Below are 18,151 nucleotides of genomic sequence, written 5' to 3'. Positions count from 1 at the left end.
GCCGGATAATCGCGCCCATGTCTGCCTCCACCCCCAAAGTCCTGTTCGGCTTTCACGCCGTGGGCGTGCGCCTGAAGACGGCGCCCCAATCCGTCATTGAAATCTATTACGAGCCCACGCGCCGCGACGCGCGCATGCGCCAGTTCATCGAGCGCGCCAAAGAGGCCGGGGTACGCCTGATCGAGGCCGACGGCCTGCGCCTGTCGAAGCTGGCCGGCAGCCACGGCCACCAGGGCGTGGCGGCGCGCGTGGAGGCGGTGGTGCAGCAGCGCTCGCTGGACGAGCTGCTCGACCAGCTCGAAGCCGACGGCGTGGTCAACCCGTTGTTGCTGGTACTCGACGGCGTGACCGACCCGCACAACCTCGGCGCCTGCCTGCGCGTGGCCGACGGCGCGGGCGCGCACGCCGTGATTGCGCCCAAGGACCATGCCGTTGGCATCAACGCCACGGTGGCCAAGGTCGCCAGTGGCGCGGCCGAGACGGTGCCGTACTTCATGGTGACCAACCTGGCGCGCACGCTGACCGAACTGAAGGAGCGCAACATCTGGGTCATCGGCACCAGCGGCGATGCGGACAAGACCCTGTACCAGGTGGACCTGAAAGGCCCCGTGGCCCTGGTGCTGGGCGCCGAGGGCCCGGGCATGCGCCAGCTCACGCGCAAGACCTGCGACGAGCTGGTCGGCATTCCCATGCAGGGTGCGGTGGAGAGCCTGAACGTCTCCGTGGCCAGCGCCGTGTGCCTGTACGAAGCGCTGCGCCAGCGCGGGGGCTAAGACCGTGGGCGTGGCGCGGGTGCGCGCCTGGCTGCAGACGGCCCGGCGCATTGCCGTGCTCACGGGCGCGGGCATGAGCGCCGAGTCGGGCGTGCCCACCTTCCGCGATGCGCAAACCGGCTACTGGGCGCAGTACCGTCCCGAGGACATGGCCACCGAGGCGGGCTACCGCGCCCAGCCCGGCTTGGTCTGGCGCTGGTATGCGCACCGCCGCGCGCTGCTGCGCGGTGTGGCGCCGAATGCCGGACACGTGGCGCTGGCGCATTTCGCGCAGCGCCATCCCGGGCGGCTGACGCTCATCACCCAGAACGTGGACGGCCTGCACCAGCAGGCCGGCAGCCCAGATGTGCTGTGCCTGCACGGCGACCTCCTGGCCGACCGCTGGCTCAACCCGCCGCGCCCCTGCTGCCACCTGGAAGATTCCGCGGCTGGCGAGCCGCCGTACTGCAGCACCTGTGGCAACCTGCTGCGCCCCGGCGTGGTCTGGTTCGGCGAAGCCTTGCCGCTGGCGGTGCTGGAGGCGGCGCAGCAGGCCGCGCGCGCCTGTGACCTGATGCTGGTGGTGGGGACGGCAGGTGCTGTTTACCCCGCCGCAGGGCTGGCCCGTTTGGCGCGGGAAGCCGGGGCGCAGGTTGCCGTGCTCAACCCCGCGCCCAGCGAACTCGACGATGCCGCCCATGCCGTGCTGCGCGGCACGGCGGCGCAATGCCTGCCAGCGCTGCTGGCGCCTGCCGACCCCCAGGAGTAAACCCATGACATTGCACCCCACGGCCCTGCTGGGCATTGCCATCGTGGCCGAGGTCGTCGCCACCACGGCGCTCAAGGCCTCGGACGGCTTCACACGCTGGCTGCCCAGTGCGGTGTGCGTGCTGGGCTACGGCCTGGCGTTCTACATGCTGTCGCTGGTCATGAAAAGCCTGCCCACGGGCGTGGTGTACGCCGTGTGGTCCGGGCTGGGCATCGTCCTCATCTCGGCCCTGGGCTGGCTCCTGCACGGCCAGAAGCTCGATCTGGCGGCGCTGCTGGGCATCGGCCTCATCGTGGCCGGGGTGGCGGTGATCCAGCTGTTCTCCAAGACAGCGGCGCATTGACGCCAGCATCGCTGGGAATTCAGAGTCAAAAAAGGCGCCAGACCTTTGCAGCCAAGCGCTACCAGCTATGAATAGGAGAGCAAAAACGCGTTGACGCCAGTGTGCGCCTGCCGCCATACTCGCACCGTGCACATTTCTTTACAGCAACTGCGCCAGCGTTGGGGGCGTCGCGCGCTCCATGCCGCGCTGGGGCTGCTGCTGGCCGCCCTGGCGCTGGCCGAACTGCAGGGCCTGCACCTGCTGGAGGCGCTGGACAACCGCTTCGGCGACGTGCTGCTGCGCTGGCATGCGCAGGGCAGGGTGCCGCCGCAGGACGTGGTCATCATCGACATCGACCAGCCCTCGCTCAAGGACCCGCAGATGTTCGAACTGGCCGGCGCCTGGGCCTGGCCGCGCGTGATCCATGCCGAGCTGATCACCGCGCTGGCGCGCCAGCAGCCGCGCGCCATCCTGCTTGACCTGATTCTCTCGCCGCCCGACCGCTTCCGTCCGGAGAATGATGCCGCGCTGGCCGAAGCCCTGGCGTTCGAGCGCGCCTACGTGCCCATGGTGCTGCTGGAGGATTCGGCCCAGCAGGCGCCGCTGGCGCTGGCCCCCCCGGCCATGGGCATCCGCCCTGGGCCGGGCGCGCAGCCCGATGCGCGCTACGGCATCGACGGTCCCACGGCGCTGCCGCCCGAGGTTTGGCGCACCGGCTACATCAACTTCATTAAAGACGACGACGGCATCGGCCGCAGTACCGAGCTGGGCCGCGACGTGCAAGGCTGGTGGATTCCCCACCTGCTGGGCCGCGTGGCGCACGACCTGGGCCTGCCGCAGCCACCGCAGCCGCGCTTTCGCCTGCACTGGTATGGGCGCGAGTTCACACGCATTCCCTACGCCCAGGCCTACCTGGCGACGCAGACGGGGGATGGGCAATTGCCCTTCGATGCGCGCGGCAAGGTCATCATCATCGGCGCCACTGCCAGCGGCCTGCACGATTTCGTGCCTACGCCGGTGGCCACGACCACCCCCGGGCCCTTCGTGCTGGCCACAGGCGTGGCCAACCTGGCCCAGGGTGACTGGCTGCGGCCAGCGCCAGCCTGGGCCAGCCCGGCGCTGGCGTTGGGCCTGATTGCGGCGCTGGGCCTGGCGTTCGCCGCACGCTTGCCACAGGCGGTCACCATGGCCGGGTTCGCGTTGGTGGTGCTGCTAGCCCTGGCCGGAGCGCTGGCGGCGCTGTGGGGGCAGGTGTACTGGATTCCCGTGTCGGCCCTGGTGCTGGGGGGCGTGGCGTTGCTGGCGTTTGGCCTGTTGTCGGCGCGGCTGGAAATGGCGCAGCGCCGCCATGTGCAGGATATGTTCGCGCGCTTTGTTGATCCGCGCATCGCGTCGGCACTCTCGGAGCCCGCCCAGGTGGCCCAGGCCCAGGTATCGGCGAGCCGCGAGGTGACGGTGCTGTTCTCTGACATCCGGGGCTTCACCAGCCTGTCGGAGCACCGCCGCCCCGAGGAAATCGTGGCGCTGCTGAACCGCTATTTCGAGATGCAGGTCGAGGTGATCTTCCGCCACCAGGGTACGCTGGATAAATTCATCGGTGACGCCATCATGGCCTTCTGGGGGGCGCCCATGGCACAGCCGCAGCACGCCGTGCTGGCTGTGCAGGCTGCGCTGGCCATGGCCGAGGCGTTGGAGCGCTTTGCCAGCGACCTGGCACGCGAGGATCCTGCGGTGCGCTTCGCCATCGGCATCGGCGTGCACACCGGCCCGGCGGTGGTCGGTTTTCTGGGTACGCAGCGCCGTCTGGACTACACGGCCATCGGTGACACCGTGAACCTGGCGAGTCGCATCGAAGGCTGCACCAAGGGGGTTGCCACGGTGCTCGTTTCCGAAGCGACGCGGGCACAATGCGGCGAAGCGTTCGAATTCATCGACCGGGGGGCCTTTGAGGTCAAGGGCCGGGAGCAGGCGGTGCGGCTGTTTGAGCCGCGCCCCAGGCGCAGCAGCGTAGAGTCTGCATGAGCCGCTGTATTGAAAACCACAGCAAAGAGAGGTCCCTATGAAAATTTCCACCGTCCGGCGGCTTGCCGCCGCCACCGTTCTGGCCCTGGGAGGCTGGGCCCAGGCCCAGTCGCTGCAGGTGTCCACGGCCACCGAGCTGCGCGCCAGTCCGGTGCTCAATGCCAAGTCGCTGGCCGCGCTGCCGGTCGGCGCGCAGGTGGAGCAGTTGCAGCGGCAGGGCGGCTGGCTGCGCGTGCGCTTCATGGACAGCGAGGGCTGGGTGCGCTCCACCCATGTGCGTTCGGCCGCCGCCGCCGCGCCTGCGGCGGGGGGCAACCCGCTGACGGGGATTTCGGGCGTCTTCAGCGCCAGCAGCAACACCCCTACGGCTACGACCGGCACGCGTGGCCTGACGCAGGAGCAGTTGGCCAATGCCCAGCCCGCGCCTGCCGAGGTCAGCCGTATGGAGGGCTTCGCCATCAACGCGGCCCAGGCCCAGCAGTTCGCCCAGAGCGGCAAGCTCAAGGCACAGCCGATTCCCGCCTACACAGGAGCTGAGCAATGAACACGCGACGCTGGAAACTCGGCGCTGCCGCACTGGCAGCGGCTTTCTTTCTCGCAGGCTGCGAGACCGTGCCCAACGTTGGCGGCGGTGCCGGCGGCCTGGCGGCAGCCCTGGGGGGAGCCATGGGCGGCGGCAACAATTCGGCCGGCATGGCCAATGGCATCCAGGACGTGGTCAGCGGTGCGTCGGCTGTGTTCAAGGACTATTCGCCGCAGGAGCAGCGCGCACTAGGGCAGGAGTTCTCCTCGGTGCTGCTGGGCGCACGTCCTCTGCTGCGCAACGATGCGGTGCAGCGGTACGTGAACCAAGTGGGCTGGTGGGTCGCGCTGCAGGCCGAGCCGCCCAAGGACAAGGATGGGCGCGACATTCAGTTCGCCTGGCGTTTCGGTGTGATTGACTCGGATGCCGTGAATGCCTACGCCACGCCGGGTGGCTACGTGTTCGTCACCGTGGGGCTGCTGCGCAAGCTGAACAACGAGGCCGAGCTGGCCGGCGTGCTGGCCCATGAGGTGGCCCATGTGGTGCGCGGCCATTACCTGAGCGCGCTGAAGAAGGGCGGCTTCGCGCAGATCGCTGGCGGGATTGTGCAGACGCAGACGCGCAACGGCGGCGCCATGACGGCGGCGATGGTCAACGCGGTGCGCAATCTGTACGCCAAGGGGCTGGACCAGTCCGATGAGTTCGATGCCGACAGGCAAGGGCTGTTGTACGCAGCGCGCGCAGGGTACCAGGCCAACGGCCTGCCAAAGGTGCTGCGCATGTATGCGGCCAGCGGCTCGGGCAGCGATGCCGCCTACCAGATGCTCTTCAGCACCCACCCAGCTCCGGCCGAGCGCGCCAGCAGGCTGGAGCCCCTGCTGGGCAGCAAGTTCGCCGCAGCGTCCAACGTGACCAACGAGGCACGCTATCTGGCGATGCGCCGCAAGCTGTAATCGCGTCTGCTCGACCTACTAAAGCAAACAGCCCGCATCTGCGGGCTGTTTGCTTTATGGCACAGGCACTGTCAGGCGTAAGTGTTGACCTGTGTGCCCAGGGTGCCCGATGCGGCGAGTTGCTGCGGTTGGGGCAGGGCTTGGAGCAACTGGGCCGCTGCATTTTCCTGCATGTCCATGGATTTTTTCAGCACATTCACTTGCACCGCGTTGGCGGTTTCGGCGTTCTTCATCGCTGTGGCGGTGTGCATGATGCTATTGGAAAGGCTGACGTCCATGGTGGTCTCCTAAAGGGGCTTTCTTGATTATCGGCGGATACGCTGGGTTCTTGAGCGTTGTTAGCGTGGATCGCTCCAGCCCACACGCCCCTGGCAGCCATCGTTGATGCGCTGCACCAGCGCGGGAGCGTCCGGCTCGGGCAGGCGCCACTGCAGCGCGACCAGCGCCGTGCCGTGTTCTACGCTGAGCAGTTCCGCCTTGGCCGCGGCGATCTCGCGGCGCAGCAGGCCTTCCAGGGCGTAGGGCACTTCGCAGCGCAGCGTGGCCATGCGCTGCAGCGTGACCTTGGGGGCTGCAAGCAGTGCCTGGGCCACGCAGTCGGTGTAGGCGCGCACGAGGCCGCCTGCACCGAGTTTGACACCACCGAAATAGCGCACCACGGTGGCCAGCACGCCCTCCAGCTCCTGGTGGCGCAGCACGTCAAGCATGGGGCGGCCCGCGGTGCCGCTGGGCTCACCGTCGTCGACGGCGGCGGACTGCCCGCCCGCGAGCAGTGCCCAGCAAACATGCGCCGCCCCCGGGTGCTGCTGCCACAGCGCATCGACCACAGCCTGGGCGCTGGCACGGTCGGACATCGGCTGTACACAGCCGATGAAGCGGCTTTTCTTGATGATCAGCTCGCTGTGCGCGGGTGCGGCCAGGGTCTGGGCCATCAATGACCGAGGTAAGCCTTGCGCACGTCGTCGTTCTTGAGCAGGTTGGCTCCGGTATCTTCGAGAACGAGCCTGCCGTTTTCCAGCACGTAACCGCGGTCGGCAATCTGCAGCGCGCGATTGGCGTTCTGCTCCACCAGGAACACCGTCACGCCCGCAGCGCGGATGGCTTGGATGATTTCAAAGATCTGCGCGATGATCAGTGGCGCCAGGCCCAGCGTCGGCTCGTCCAGCAGCAGCAGGCGCGGCTTGCTCATCAATGCGCGGCCAATGGCCAGCATTTGCTGCTCCCCGCCCGACATGGTGCCGGCACGTTGGTCTGCCCGGTCGCGCAGGCGCGGAAAGAGCGTGAACACGTGCTCCATGCCCGCGGCGATTTCTTCCTTGGAGAGGAAGAAGCCACCCATTTGCAGGTTCTCGACCACCGTGAGTGCCGGAAAGACGCGCCGCCCTTCGGGCGAGATGGCGATGCCTTTGCGCATGATGAGGTGCGAGGGCTCGTTGGTGATGTCCTGGCCCTCGAACAGCACGTTGCCCCCGCTGGCGCGTGGATTGCCGCACACGGTCATCAGGAGCGAGGTTTTCCCCGCGCCGTTGGAGCCGATGAGCGAGACGATCTCGCCCTGGTCGACGTGCAGGCTCACGTTGTTGACGGCGCAGATTGCGCCGTAGTGGGTGCTGATTCCTTTCAGCTCCAGCATGGCTTGCATCATTCTTCTCCCAGGTAGGCCTTGATCACGCGCTCGTCGTTACGGATCGCGTCGGGCGTTCCCAGTGCGATGGGGCGGCCATGCTCCATCACCAGGATGCGCTCGGACACGCCCATCACCAGGCTCATGTCGTGCTCGATCAGTAGCACGGCCACGCCGTACTGCTGGCGCAGTTGCTCGATCAGGCCCTGCAGGTCTTTTTTCTCCTGGGGGTTCAGGCCGGCGGCGGGCTCGTCGAGCATGAGTACGCGCGGCTGCGTGACCATGCAGCGCGCAATTTCCAGGCGCCGCTGGTGCCCGTAAGCCAGGTTGCCGGCTTCACGGTTGGCGAACTCGCGCAGGCCCATGTAATCGAGCCAGTGCAGCGCGTTGTCCAGGGCCTTCTGCTCGCTTTCGCGGTAGCTGCGGGTCTTGAACAGGCCGGGCAGCATGCCGGTGCGCAAATGACGGTGCTGGGCTACCAGCAGGTTCTCCAGCGCCGTCATGTGCTTGAACAGGCGCACGTTCTGGAACGTGCGCACCAGCCCGTGCTGTGCCACCGTGTGGCTGCCCAGACCGGCCAGATTCTGGCCCTGCAGGCTGATGCGTCCGGTGCTGGGGCGGTAGAAGCCACTGATGCAGTTGAACACCGTGGTCTTGCCTGCACCGTTGGGGCCAATGATGGCGAAGATCTCGCGGTCTTTCACCTCGAACGCCACGCCATCGACGGCCAGCAGGCCACCAAAGCGCATGCTCAGGCTGTCGACTTGCAAAAAGCTGTTGCTGGCCATCACTTCACCTCCACATGGTGGCGTTGCATGGGCAGCAGGCCCTGCGGGCGCCACACCATCATGAGGATCATCACCAGGCCGAAGATCAGCATGCGGTACTCGGCGAACTCACGTGCTAGCTCTGGCAGCACGGTGAGCAGGATGGCGGCCAGGATCACGCCCAATTGCGAGCCCATGCCGCCTAGCACCACGATGGCCAGGATCAGCGCCGACTCGATGAAGGTGAACGACTCGGGGTTGACGATGCCCTGGCGTGCAGCGAAGAAGGCACCGCCGAAGCCTGCGAACATCGCGCCCAGCGTGAAGGCCGAGAGCTTGATCTTCATCGGGTTCAGGCCGAGCGAACGGCAGGCGATTTCGTCTTCGCGCAGCGCCTCCCAGGCGCGGCCGATGGGCATGCGGATCAGCCGGTTGGAAATCCACAGCGTTGCCACGGCCAGCGTGAGCGCCATCAGGTACAGGAAGATCACCATGTGCATCGAGTTGAACTCCAGCCCGAAGAACTGGTGGAACGTGGTGCCGCCTTCCACACTGGGGCTGCGTGCCAGCTCCAGACCGAAGACCGAGGGCTTGGGGATGCTGGAGATGCCGTCCGGACCGCCGGTCCAGTCGGTGAGGTTGACAAGCAGCAGGCGGATAATTTCGCCGAAGCCAAGTGTCACGATGGCCAGGTAGTCGCCGCGCAGGCGCAGCACCGGAAAGCCGAGCACGAAGCCGAATAGCGCAGCCGCAGCACCAGCCAGGGGCAGGGCTTCCCAGAAGCTCCAGCCAGCCCAGTGGAACAGCAGCGCATAGGTGTAGGCACCGACGGCGTAGAACCCGACGAAGCCCAGGTCGAGCAGGCCGGCGAAGCCCACAACGACGTTCAGCCCCAAACCGAGCATGACGTAGATCATGGCAAGCGTGGCGATGTCCACGGCGTTGCGCCCGGCAAAGAAAGGCCAGGCCACGGCCAGCAGCAGCGCGGCGGCGATCCAGATGCCGCGCTGGCGCGCGGGAAGGGCAGGGAGCTGAAAGCGCGGCAGGCGTACGCTGCTGCGCGGCAGCAGGGGACGCAGCATCTGCACCACGAAGACCAGCAGGCAGGCCCAGGCCACGCTGCTCCAGTTCTGCTGGATCACGGTGCGCATGCCGGCACGCTCCAGGTGCAGGCCGAAGATGGGCGTGACCACCACGGCGGTAAGCACCGTGGCGGTAAGCGCGTGGGCGAGGTTCTGGCGCCAGGTGGGGCGTCCGGAGGATTGCATGGCGGCGCTCATCAGACTTTCTCCACCTCAGGTTTGCCCAGCAGGCCAGTGGGGCGGAACAGCAGGATCAGCACCAGCAGGCCAAAGGCCACGATGTCCTTGTATTCCGACGAGATGTAGGCTGCGGCGAACGTTTCGGCGACTCCCAGCAGCACGCCGCCCAGCATGGCGCCGGGGATGCTACCAATGCCGCCCAGCACCGCTGCCGTGAACGCCTTGACGCCGACAATGAAGCCGATGAACGGATTGAGCTTGCCCACGGCCAGCGCAATCAGCACGCCCCCCACAGCGGCCAGCATGGCGCCCAGGATGAACGTGAACGAGATCACGCGGTTGGTGTCGATGCCCAGCAGGCTGGCCATGTGCATGTCTTGCGAGCAGGCGCGCGAGGCACGGCCCATGCGCGAGTGCTTGATGTACAGCGTCAAAGCAATCATCAGCACCACCGTCACGGCGATGATGAGCACGCGGGTGTAGGGCACGAAAATCTCAAAGCCGCCTTCTGTGCCAAAGCGCAGTGCGCCGGGCAGCAGCGAGGGCACGGCCATGTCGCGCGCGCCCTGGCCCAGGGCCACCCAGTTCTGCAGGAAGATCGACATGCCAATGGCCGAGATCAGCGCCACCAGGCGCGGACCGTTGCGCACGGGCTTGTAGGCCACCTGTTCGACCACGAAGCCATATACGCCCGTGACGAGCACGGCCATGAGCAGCATGAGTCCAATCACCACGGCCACCGGCAGGCCGCTTTGCGTACCGATGGCTGCGAGCGTAACCAAGCCCGCATAGGCACCGATCATGTAGATTTCGCCGTGCGCGAAGTTGATCATGCCGATGATGCCGTACACCATGGTGTAGCCGATGGCAATCAGCGCATAGATCGCTCCGAGCGACAGGCCGTTGAAGAGCTGCTGTACCAGCTGCGGCAGGAGTTCAGACATCCTGGGCCTCTCGATAAAGAGAAGAAAACGAAGAAGGGGTGATACCCCGGAAAATACGAAGCCCCGACCACCGCTGTCCCTTGTGGGGTGGGTGTCGGGGCGGGGAAAAGAACGTGTTTACGACCTTTTCATAGTGCCCGTTGCCCCGCAAAGGCGGCATTTGCAACGCCGCAAATGCCGCCTTTGCGGGGCAACCCTCCGGGCAAGGCAGCAAAGCGTCGCACCCGTCGTTGCGCACCTTGGCCAGGCCGCCAGCATGACCAGCGGCGCGCGCCTAGGTTGTGGCGCTTTGCTGCCTTGCGGGCACCATGAAAAGGTCGCAAACACGTTCTATGCGCTTACTTGGCGACCGACTTGGTGCCGTCCTTGTGCCACTGGAAGACCTGGAAGTCGAAGGACTTCAGGTCGCCGCCCTTGTTCCAGCTCACGGGGCCAATGGGCGTCTCGAACGTGGCCTTGTGCATATGGTCGGCCACCTTGGCGGGATCGTCGCCCACCGCCTTGATGCTGTCGATGATGACCTGCGCTGCGGCGTACGACGACAGCTGGAAGGCACCGGCGGCATCGCGCTTCTTGTCCTTGAAGGCCTTCACGATGGCGGCGTTCTTGGGGTTGGACGCGAAGTCTGCGGGCAGCGTCAGCAGCATGCCTTCCACGGCGGGGCCGGCGATGGCGTTCACCTCGGGGTTGCCCACGCCCTCGGGGCCCATCATGCGCACTTTCAGGCCCTGCTCAGAGGCCTGGCGCAGCAGCAGGCCCATTTCGGGGTGGTAGCCACCGTAGTACACGAAGTCCACGCCTGCGCTCTTGAGCTTGGTGATGACGGCAGAGTAGTCGCTGTCGCCGGCGTTGATGCCCTCAAACAGCGCCACGGCCACGCCGGCCTTCTTCAGGTCGTCGCGCACCGAGGAGGCGATGCCCTGGCCATAGGACTGCTTGTCGTGCAGCACGGCAACCTTCTTGGGCTTGACATGTTCGGCAATGAACTTGGCGGCGGCAGGGCCTTGCTGGTCGTCGCGGCCAATGGTGCGGAAGATGAAGTGGTAGTTCTTGCCCTCGGTCAGTGCGGGCGAGGTGGCCGAGGGGGTCACGACGACCACGCCCTCGTTGTTGTAGATCGGGGCGGCGGCAATGCTGGCGCCCGAGCACACGGGGCCGACCACGTAGTGGATCTTGTCGTTGATGACGCGGTTGGCAGCCACAGGACCTTGCTTGGGTTCGCAAGCATCGTCCACGGCCACGATCTCGATCTTCTTGCCATTGATGCCGCCAGCGGCGTTGGCCATTTCAACTGCGGTATTGACACCTTCCTTGACCATGTCGCCGTACTGGGTGACGGGGCCCGTGCCGGGGCCGACCACGGCGATCTTGATCTGGGCATGTGCGCCTGCGGCGAACAGCGCGCCGGCCATTCCAAGGGCTGCTGCCACGGTCTTCATGCGAAAGGGGGTATTCATGGTGTCTCCTGGTACCTGGATGAACAAAAAGGCGCTGGCACAAAAACTCTTGGTTTTTTGGCCCGCCTGAGCGAAGACCGCAAGTCTACCGTTTTCCATGGGGGCTCCTTTTCGCGCTGGATCAAGGAGAAACCCCAGGCCAGCCCCGCCAAGGCCCGGCCCACTACACTGGCGCGCCCGCCCACGCCTCCCTTGAAGCCAGCCATGAACGCCCCCGTAGACGTTTCCTTTTTCCCGCGCGACGCCAAGCCGCTGGGCAGCTACCGCCCCTATTGGGCCAAGCGCTTTGGCACGGCACCATTCCTGCCCATGAGCCGCGAGGAGATGCAGCAGCTTGGCTGGGACAGCTGCGACGTGGTTCTGGTGACCGGCGACGCCTACGTGGACCATCCCAGCTTCGGCATGGCCGTGATCGGCCGCGTGCTGGAGGCGCAGGGCTTTCGCGTGGGCATCATTGCCCAGCCCGACTGGCACAGCAGCGAGCCGTTCAAGGCCCTGGGCCGGCCGAACCTGTTCTGGGGCGTGACGGCGGGCAACATGGATTCCATGATCAACCGGTACACCGCCGACCGCAAGATCCGCAGCGACGATGCCTATACCCCCGGTGCCGAGGGCAACCGACGCCCCGACCGGGCTGCCATCGTTTACAGCCAACGCTGCCGCGAGGCCTACAAGGATGTACCGATCGTGCTCGGTGGCATCGAGGGCTCGCTGCGCCGCATCGCCCACTATGACTACTGGAGCGACAAGGTGCGCCGCTCCATCGTGGTGGACAGCAAGTGCGACCTGCTGCTCTACGGCAATGCCGAGCGCGCCCTGGTTGAGGTGGCGCACCGCCTGGCCGCGCGCGAGCCCGTGGAGCGCATCACCGACGTGCGTGGCACCGCCTTCGTGCGCCGTCCGGGCGACGAAACCAGCCATGGCTGGTTCGAGATTGACTCCAGTACCGTCGATACGCCGGGCCGCATCGACGCGCTCATCAACCCCTACCAGACCACCAGCGAGCAAGCCTCGGCCCAGGGCAGCAGCTGCGCCCAGGGGGATGCTCCTGATTCAGGAGCTGCCAGCGCTTGTCAGGCAAGCGCTGGAGGCCAAAAAGATGCCAAACCGGTGGCCCAGCCAGTGCAGTTCGTACCCAACCCGGCTCTGGCTGCGCGCCGCAACCTGCCGCCGCGCGACAAAACCGTGGTGCGCCTGCCCAGTTACGAGCAGGTCAAGAGCGACCCGGTGCTCTACGCCCACGCCAACCGCGTGCTGCATCTGGAGACCAACCCCGGTAACGCCCGCGCCCTGGTACAGGCCCATGGCGAGGGCGCCACGGCACGCGACGTGTGGCTGAACCCGCCGCCGATCCCGCTGACCACGGCCGAGATGGACCTGGTTTTCGATCTGCCCTACGCACGCAGCCCGCACCCGCGCTATGCCGACGAGTACGGCCGCCACGACGGCGCAACCAAGATCCCGGCGTGGGAGATGATCCGCTTCTCCATCAACATCATGCGCGGCTGCTTTGGCGGCTGCACCTTCTGCTCCATCACCGAGCACGAGGGACGCATCATCCAGAGCCGCTCGGAAGACTCCATCCTGCGCGAGATCGAGGATGTGCGCGACAAGGTGCAGGGCTTCACCGGCACTATCTCCGACCTCGGCGGCCCCACGGCCAACATGTACCGCCTGGGCTGCCGCAGCCCTGAGATCGAGGCCGCCTGCCGCAAGCCCAGTTGCGTCTTCCCCGGCATCTGCCAGAACCTGACGACCAACCACGACCCGCTGATCCGCATCTACCGCCGCGGCCGGGCGCTGCGCGGCATCAAGAAAATCCTCATTGGCTCCGGCCTGCGCTACGACCTGGCGCTGCGCTCGCCCGCCTACATCAAGGAGCTGGTGCAGCACCACGTGGGCGGCTACCTGAAGATCGCCCCCGAGCACACCGAGGCCGGGCCGCTGTCGAAGATGATGAAGCCGGGCATCGGCAACTACGACCGCTTCAAGGTGCTGTTCGAGAAGTTCACCGAGGAGGCGGGTAAGAAGCAGTACCTGATCCCGTACTTCATTGCTGCGCACCCTGGTACCAGCGACGAGGACATGATGAACCTCGCCGTCTGGCTGAAGAAGAACGGCTTTCGCGCTGACCAGGTGCAAACCTTCTACCCCAGCCCCATGGCCACGGCCACGGCCATGTACCACTCGGGCTACAACCCGCTCAAGGGCGTGCACCGCGACGAACGCGGCGAGCGCGTGGACATCGTGCGCGGCGAGAAGCGCCGCCGCCTGCACAAGGCCTTCCTGCGCTACCACGACCCGGCCAATTGGCCGCTGCTGCGCGAGGCGCTCAAGGCCATGGGCCGCGCTGACCTCATTGGCAATGGCAAGCACCACCTGATCCCGACCTTCCAGCCCATGACTGGCTGCGGCACGTCTGGCGCAGCAGCCAAGGCCGGTGCTGCGCCCAAGGGCAAAGGCGGCGGACTCGGCTACACCGTGAACAAGGACGGCAAGGCCGTGGCGCTGCGCCGCCGCACGCAGGAAGCGCGGGAGGTGCAGGAGCCGCAGGGCGACGTGCGCTTTCGCCGCGCCGACCCGCGGCCCGGGCAGGTGCTCACGCAGCACACCGGCCTGCCGCCGCGTGCGACGGGCGCGGCCAAGCCACGGAAGAAGGGGCGGTAGCTGGACCGGGGACGCATGCCGCGAGCAGCTTCATGAACTGGCGCTATTCTTTCAGTAGCTGCTGGCGCTTTCCGTGCTTCGATTTCCCGATCAAATGCGCCGCAAACACAGCTCCAGCAAGCGCCAGAAGCTACCGATTCGATAGCGCTGGCTTCACCGGTACGTCATGCGCACGATGCCGTAGGTGGTACGCAGATAGGCCACTTCGCCGCTGGCCGCCCGTAGCGCCTCGCGGTCGGGGGTGTATGCCTGGCCCGCGATCTGCAATTGGCCCGAGGCATTGAGCGGGACGCGCGTGCCCGGCAGGCCCTTGCCGCTTTCCAGATCGGCCAGGAACAACGCCCCGGGCGCCCAGGCCCATGCCGTCTGCGCGCTCGCCGGGGCATAGGGGGCGCTCGCCGCGTCCCAGGCGCCGAGCGTCAGCCCCGAGGGCAGCGCCACCAGCCGGTAGGTGCCGTCTGCCTGGCGCGTGCTCGTCAGGGCCTGGCCTGCCGGGCCGCAATACAGGCCATGGAAGCGCTGGCCCTGGGTGTCGGCCAGCGTCTGCACCGTGCCATCGGCGGTCAGCCTGCGCACGCGGCCCAGGTCTTCGACGTAGAAGCCGCCCTGGGCGTCGGCGCAGAGGGCGGTAATCGACTCGAAGACCGCGCCCGCCCCCGTGCCATCGGCCATGGGCGTGCCCGTAGGCTGGGCGAACCCGGCCACCTGGCGCAGCGCCCCGTCAGGCGCCAGCGCCCACACGCCATTGCCCAGCCCGGGCCGCGTGCGCGAGGAAAGGGTCAGGCTGCCGTCGAAGACTTCGCTGTCGGCAATCAGCAGCGTGCCGTCCGGCGCCTGCGCCAGCGCGGAGGGGGTGAGAAAGCCCGTCAACTGCACCGGCACGGGCGCGTCCGGCGCGGGCCGCTCGGCGCTGGTGGCCAGCGTCGTGACTTTGCCGGTGGCCAGGTCGAGCTGGCGGATGCGATAGCGCCCATCGCACATGCCGCGCTCATCGAGGTACAGCGTCTGCCCGTTCGCCGCGATAGCCAGGGCACGGCCCCAGCCGAGGAGGATGTCCGTGGCCGGGCCGTCAACGCAGCCGCGTACTGGATCGGTGGCCGTGGTGCCTGACCTGTCGTCCATTGAACCGGCCACCCGCTCCAGCAGCACACGGCTTTCGCTGGCGGGCGTGCCGTTGTCACCGCCGCCACCGCCGCCGCAGGCGGCCAGAAGCAGAACGAAAAGAGGGGAGAGTTTCTGTAATCGCATGGGTTGGACACCTCGTGGCAGGGGGCTACCCCGCAAAGGGCGGGGCAGAGGTCTTGATGGTACGAGCGCTGGCAGCGCTTGGTGCATCAGCGTTTCAGGTACTTTTCAGGCCCTGTTCCTTGCCAATGAAGCGGTGCGAGCTATTGAAAAGAGAGTAAAAACGGCCGTGCCCAGGCGGGCCGCCATACTAGCACCGCCAGCGCCGCGCAGTTCAGCAGCAGCGTGGCCCAGTACACCGCGCGGAATTCCGCCTTCGACGATTTGTGGCGCAGCCATTGTTGCGCCCACCACGCCGCAGGCCAGCCGCCCAGCACGGCGAGCAGGTGCAGGTGCTTTTCGCTGGTGCGCCAGCGGCCTTTCCGCGCGGCGTCCTTGTCCAGTGCGTAGGCCAGGCACGTGGCCGCGTTGAGCAGGCCCAGGGCGCCCAGCACCCACGGCGGCAGCGCGCGGGTGGCAGCGCCCCAGGCCAGCAGGCCGAGCCACAGCAGCATCAGCGTCACGGCCAGACTGCTGCCGGCGGGGGCCTGCATGTCGCGGCGCTGGGGCCTGGCGGGCTGCCGGGGCCGTGGCGCGGCGGGTGCTGGCGCTGTGGCGGAACGCACCTGCATGGCGCGTGGGCCTTTGCCGCCGACCTGAATTTCCTCGTACACCACGGCCATGCCCACGGCAGGTGCACCGGCGCCGCGAAAGTCGCGCACATGAAAAAACACGTTGTTGCTGTGGGCGCTCTGGATGAAGCCAAACCCTTTTTCGGTGTTCCAGCTGCGCACAGTGCCTTGCGCCGTCATGCGCCGCCGTTCAGCGTGTACAGCGGAATGTCGCGTGCCTGGGCCAGTGCGTCGAGCGCCGCGCGGCTTTGCCCCTGGACGAAGCGCGCCACGCCTTCGTGCGTGGCGGCGGCGCGCGGGTCGGCATCGGGCGGCAGGCCGGCGGCCTCGCACAGGCGCGCGGCAAAGTGGGGCTCCAGTGCGGCCAGGGCCACCAGGCCATCGGCGCAGGGGTAGACGCGGTAGCCTGCATGGGCGCCGCCGGTGTCGCCCCCGGGAGCGGTCAGGCCCCAGTGGCGGGGCAGGGCGAGCCACTGCGCGGCATCGGCCAGCGGCACCTCGATGCACACGCCGCGCCCACTGCGGGCGCGCGCCAGCAGGGCTTGCAGCACGGCTTCGCTGGCCACCAGGGCGCCGCCCATGTCGGCGTAGAGCGAGGGCGGCATGGCGGTGCTGCTTACCAGCCCTGCCTCGGCCTGGTAGGTCAGGTCATGCCCGGCCTCTTCGGCGCGCGCGCCCGCAGCGCCGACGATGCGCACCAGCGACAGGCGCGGGTAGCGCGCCTGCAGCGCATCCCAGCCCAGGCCGAGCTTGGCCAGGGCCGAGGGGCGGAAGGAGGTGATGAGCACGTCGCTGCGCTCCAGCTCGGTGTGCAGGGCTGCCTGGCCTTCGGGGGTCTTCAGGTGGGCCTGTAGTACGCGCACGCCCTCGTGCATCTGGACGTAGGCCGGTGCGCAGTACACCGCCATGGGGTCGGCGCTGGCGTGGCCGGCGGGTGCGGGGGGCTCCAGCTTGGTGCACTCGGCGCCCATGTCGCGGCAGCGCAGCAAGGCGGCCGGGCCTGGCAGGTTGAGGGCCAGGCTGAGAATGCGGGTCTGGGCAAGGGGCTGGAGGGGCTGGAGTGACATGGCGGTAGGTCAAAAAGGAGACAGGCGGTTATACAAACAAAATGGCGGCCTGTGGCGGTATGCTGCTGCCGCTCTTTTTGCTGCCCTTGTGCCGGAGTTTCGATGAATTCACCGCCCGATGCCGCGCCGCTGCTGGCCCTGCAACCCTCGCCGCGCCTGCCGGTATTGTTTGTGGGCCATGGCAGCCCGATGAACGCGATCGAGGAAAACGCCTGGCACCACACCTGGCGCGACCTGGGGCGCGAGCTGCTGGCGCGGCCGGTGCGGCCGCAGCTCATCCTATGCATCTCGGCGCACTGGCTCACGCGCGGCGGCTGGTGGCTCACGGGCATGGCGCGGCCGCGCACGCTGCACGATTTCAGCGGCTTTCCGCGCATCCTGTTCGAGCAGCAGTACCCCGCGCCGGGCGCGCCCGCCGTGGCGCGGGCGCTGGCGGCGCAACTGCGCTCGCCCGCCACGGGCAAGCCGCTGGGCGTGGACGAGGGCGGGGATGAGAACGAGTGGGGCCTTGACCATGGCGCCTGGAGCGTGCTCAAGCCCATGTTCCCGGCGGCGGACATTCCGGTGGTGCAGCTCAGCATGGACTACGCGCGCCCGCCCGTTGAGCACCTGACGCTGGGGCGGCAGCTGGCGCCTCTGCGCAAGCGCGGCGTGCTCATCGTGGCCAGCGGCAACGTGGTGCACAACCTGGCGGCGATGCGCATGGGAACAGGCATCAACGCCGCCTATACCTGGGCCAGCGGGTTTGACGCGCGCGTGGCCGATCTGGTCAAGAGCGGGCAGTTGGACGCGCTCGCAGGTTTTGCCCAGTGGGGCACGGTGGCCCAACTGGCGCATCCCACGCACGACCATTTCTTGCCGCTGCTGTACGCGGCCGGCGCGGTGCAGACGGGCGATGTGCCGCGCTTCTTCAATACGGGGTTCCAGGCAGCGTCGCTTTCTATGCGTTCGATGCTGTGGGAAGGGGCGGCCCCATGACCCTTCTAACCGCCCTGGCCTGTGGCGATGGCCGCGGTTTTGCCACTGCACTGGCGTTGGGCAGTGCCTTGCGGTTGAGGCTGGGCGTGCAGTTTGGGGGATGAAAACGACAAACGCCCCGAAGGAGCCGGATCAATCGGCTTTCGGGGCGTTTGGGTTAGGCGGCGCTGCGCCGCCAAAGTGTGCCG

General features: G+C 67.4%; 18 protein-coding genes. 8 read left to right on the top strand and 10 right to left on the bottom strand.

The annotated features are described in order from the left end of the window. The first annotated feature begins 17 nt into the window (after nt 1–17). From rlmB to BN2503_RS02290, 6 genes are all read left to right on the top strand, one after another. A complete protein-coding gene (gene rlmB, locus BN2503_RS02315) occupies nt 18–773 on the top strand; it encodes a 23S rRNA (guanosine(2251)-2'-O)-methyltransferase RlmB (protein ID WP_054255033.1) in 756 nt (251 codons plus the stop codon). A 10-nt stretch (nt 774–783) separates the two neighbouring features. After that, nucleotides 784–1,521: an SIR2 family NAD-dependent protein deacylase gene (locus BN2503_RS02310; protein ID WP_233494987.1), complete on the top strand. Its 738-nt coding sequence runs from the start codon at nt 784–786 to the stop codon at nt 1,519–1,521. 4 nt (nt 1,522–1,525) lie between these two features. After that, nucleotides 1,526–1,864: a DMT family transporter gene (locus BN2503_RS02305; RefSeq protein ID WP_054255031.1), complete on the top strand. Its 339-nt coding sequence runs from the start codon at nt 1,526–1,528 to the stop codon at nt 1,862–1,864. A 126-nt stretch (nt 1,865–1,990) separates the two neighbouring features. Further along, nucleotides 1,991–3,865 carry an adenylate/guanylate cyclase domain-containing protein gene (locus BN2503_RS02300; protein ID WP_054255030.1) on the top strand — a complete coding sequence of 625 codons (1,875 nt, stop codon included), beginning with the start codon at nt 1,991–1,993 and terminating at the stop codon, nt 3,863–3,865. A 37-nt stretch (nt 3,866–3,902) separates the two neighbouring features. Next, complete coding sequence (locus tag BN2503_RS02295) at nt 3,903–4,409, top strand: SH3 domain-containing protein (RefSeq protein WP_054255029.1); 507 nt, start codon at nt 3,903–3,905, stop codon at nt 4,407–4,409. Then, on the top strand, nt 4,406–5,341 hold the full coding sequence (locus tag BN2503_RS02290; RefSeq protein WP_054255028.1) for a M48 family metalloprotease: 936 nt from the start codon (nt 4,406–4,408) through the stop codon (nt 5,339–5,341). Before BN2503_RS02295 ends, BN2503_RS02290 begins: the two co-directional genes overlap by 4 nt. 71 nt (nt 5,342–5,412) lie before the next feature. Here BN2503_RS02290 and BN2503_RS02285 read toward each other — a convergent pair whose 3' ends face one another. The 7 genes from BN2503_RS02285 to BN2503_RS02255 all read right to left on the bottom strand — a co-directional run bounded on the left by BN2503_RS02285 (nt 5,413) and on the right by BN2503_RS02255 (nt 11,395). After that, on the bottom strand, nt 5,413–5,619 hold the full coding sequence (locus BN2503_RS02285; protein WP_054255027.1) for a YjfB family protein: 207 nt from the start codon (nt 5,617–5,619) through the stop codon (nt 5,413–5,415). Between the two features lie 60 nt (nt 5,620–5,679). After that, on the bottom strand, nt 5,680–6,273 hold the full coding sequence (locus BN2503_RS02280) for an IMPACT family protein (RefSeq protein ID WP_054255026.1): 594 nt from the start codon (nt 6,271–6,273) through the stop codon (nt 5,680–5,682). Next, nucleotides 6,273–6,983, bottom strand: coding sequence for an ABC transporter ATP-binding protein (locus tag BN2503_RS02275; RefSeq protein ID WP_175537929.1), 711 nt, complete (start codon nt 6,981–6,983; stop codon nt 6,273–6,275). The genes BN2503_RS02280 and BN2503_RS02275 overlap by 1 nt, the downstream gene beginning before the upstream one ends. Beyond that, nucleotides 6,983–7,753, bottom strand: a complete 771-nt coding sequence (gene livG, locus BN2503_RS02270) for a high-affinity branched-chain amino acid ABC transporter ATP-binding protein LivG (protein ID WP_054255025.1) — start codon at nt 7,751–7,753, stop codon at nt 6,983–6,985. Before livG ends, BN2503_RS02275 begins: the two co-directional genes overlap by 1 nt. Beyond that, the gene (locus BN2503_RS02265) at nt 7,753–9,000 is read right to left on the bottom strand and encodes a high-affinity branched-chain amino acid ABC transporter permease LivM (protein WP_175537928.1); all 1,248 of its coding nucleotides are present in this window, start codon (nt 8,998–9,000) and stop codon (nt 7,753–7,755) included. The genes livG and BN2503_RS02265 overlap by 1 nt, the downstream gene beginning before the upstream one ends. A gap of 11 nt (nt 9,001–9,011) precedes the next feature. Then, nucleotides 9,012–9,938, bottom strand: coding sequence for a high-affinity branched-chain amino acid ABC transporter permease LivH (gene livH, locus BN2503_RS02260; protein ID WP_054255023.1), 927 nt, complete (start codon nt 9,936–9,938; stop codon nt 9,012–9,014). A gap of 338 nt (nt 9,939–10,276) precedes the next feature. Next, the gene (locus BN2503_RS02255) at nt 10,277–11,395 is read right to left on the bottom strand and encodes a branched-chain amino acid ABC transporter substrate-binding protein (protein WP_054255022.1); all 1,119 of its coding nucleotides are present in this window, start codon (nt 11,393–11,395) and stop codon (nt 10,277–10,279) included. A 204-nt stretch (nt 11,396–11,599) separates the two neighbouring features. Between BN2503_RS02255 and BN2503_RS02250 the strand changes: the two genes are divergently transcribed. Then, nucleotides 11,600–14,062, top strand: a complete 2,463-nt coding sequence (locus BN2503_RS02250; protein ID WP_054255101.1) for a YgiQ family radical SAM protein — start codon at nt 11,600–11,602, stop codon at nt 14,060–14,062. Nucleotides 14,063–14,215: 153 nt separating this feature from the next. Here BN2503_RS02250 and BN2503_RS02245 read toward each other — a convergent pair whose 3' ends face one another. From BN2503_RS02245 to BN2503_RS02235, 3 genes are all read right to left on the bottom strand, one after another. Beyond that, nucleotides 14,216–15,310, bottom strand: coding sequence for an NHL repeat-containing protein (locus BN2503_RS02245; RefSeq protein ID WP_054255021.1), 1,095 nt, complete (start codon nt 15,308–15,310; stop codon nt 14,216–14,218). Nucleotides 15,311–15,450: 140 nt separating this feature from the next. Further along, the gene (locus tag BN2503_RS02240; RefSeq protein WP_054255020.1) at nt 15,451–16,098 is read right to left on the bottom strand and encodes a cold shock and DUF1294 domain-containing protein; all 648 of its coding nucleotides are present in this window, start codon (nt 16,096–16,098) and stop codon (nt 15,451–15,453) included. Further along, entirely contained in the window at nt 16,095–16,985 is an 891-nt protein-coding gene (locus BN2503_RS02235) for a CoA transferase (protein ID WP_054255019.1), read from the bottom strand. Before BN2503_RS02235 ends, BN2503_RS02240 begins: the two co-directional genes overlap by 4 nt. A gap of 102 nt (nt 16,986–17,087) precedes the next feature. Here BN2503_RS02235 and ygiD point away from each other — a divergent pair, with 102 nt between their 5' ends. Continuing rightward, the gene (ygiD, locus tag BN2503_RS02230; RefSeq protein WP_054255018.1) at nt 17,088–17,963 is read left to right on the top strand and encodes a 4,5-DOPA-extradiol-dioxygenase; all 876 of its coding nucleotides are present in this window, start codon (nt 17,088–17,090) and stop codon (nt 17,961–17,963) included. The last annotated feature ends 188 nt before the right edge of the window (nt 17,964–18,151 follow it).

The organism is Paenacidovorax caeni (genome assembly GCF_001298675.1).
GTDB lineage: Bacteria > Pseudomonadota > Gammaproteobacteria > Burkholderiales > Burkholderiaceae_C > Paenacidovorax > Paenacidovorax caeni.
Note: the sequence above shows the minus strand (reverse complement) of the source record. Positions and strands in the feature narration are given on the sequence as shown.

Excerpts from the sequence above, each read along its gene's own strand:
- BN2503_RS02235 (WP_054255019.1), bottom strand. The coding sequence starts at position 16,985 with ATGTCACTCCAGCCCCTCCAGCCCCTTGCCCAGACCCGCATTCTCAGC.
- ygiD (WP_054255018.1), top strand. The coding sequence starts at position 17,088 with ATGAATTCACCGCCCGATGCCGCGCCGCTGCTGGCCCTGCAACCCTCG.
- livG (WP_054255025.1), bottom strand. The coding sequence starts at position 7,753 with ATGGCCAGCAACAGCTTTTTGCAAGTCGACAGCCTGAGCATGCGCTTT.
- BN2503_RS02245 (WP_054255021.1), bottom strand. The coding sequence starts at position 15,310 with ATGCGATTACAGAAACTCTCCCCTCTTTTCGTTCTGCTTCTGGCCGCC.
- BN2503_RS02280 (WP_054255026.1), bottom strand. The coding sequence starts at position 6,273 with ATGGCCCAGACCCTGGCCGCACCCGCGCACAGCGAGCTGATCATCAAG.
- BN2503_RS02265 (WP_175537928.1), bottom strand. The coding sequence starts at position 9,000 with ATGCAATCCTCCGGACGCCCCACCTGGCGCCAGAACCTCGCCCACGCG.
- livH (WP_054255023.1), bottom strand. The coding sequence starts at position 9,938 with ATGTCTGAACTCCTGCCGCAGCTGGTACAGCAGCTCTTCAACGGCCTG.
- BN2503_RS02290 (WP_054255028.1), top strand. The coding sequence starts at position 4,406 with ATGAACACGCGACGCTGGAAACTCGGCGCTGCCGCACTGGCAGCGGCT.
- BN2503_RS02305 (WP_054255031.1), top strand. The coding sequence starts at position 1,526 with ATGACATTGCACCCCACGGCCCTGCTGGGCATTGCCATCGTGGCCGAG.
- BN2503_RS02295 (WP_054255029.1), top strand. The coding sequence starts at position 3,903 with ATGAAAATTTCCACCGTCCGGCGGCTTGCCGCCGCCACCGTTCTGGCC.
- rlmB (WP_054255033.1), top strand. The coding sequence starts at position 18 with ATGTCTGCCTCCACCCCCAAAGTCCTGTTCGGCTTTCACGCCGTGGGC.
- BN2503_RS02275 (WP_175537929.1), bottom strand. The coding sequence starts at position 6,983 with ATGCAAGCCATGCTGGAGCTGAAAGGAATCAGCACCCACTACGGCGCA.
- BN2503_RS02250 (WP_054255101.1), top strand. The coding sequence starts at position 11,600 with ATGAACGCCCCCGTAGACGTTTCCTTTTTCCCGCGCGACGCCAAGCCG.
- BN2503_RS02240 (WP_054255020.1), bottom strand. The coding sequence starts at position 16,098 with ATGACGGCGCAAGGCACTGTGCGCAGCTGGAACACCGAAAAAGGGTTT.
- BN2503_RS02255 (WP_054255022.1), bottom strand. The coding sequence starts at position 11,395 with ATGAATACCCCCTTTCGCATGAAGACCGTGGCAGCAGCCCTTGGAATG.
- BN2503_RS02285 (WP_054255027.1), bottom strand. The coding sequence starts at position 5,619 with ATGGACGTCAGCCTTTCCAATAGCATCATGCACACCGCCACAGCGATG.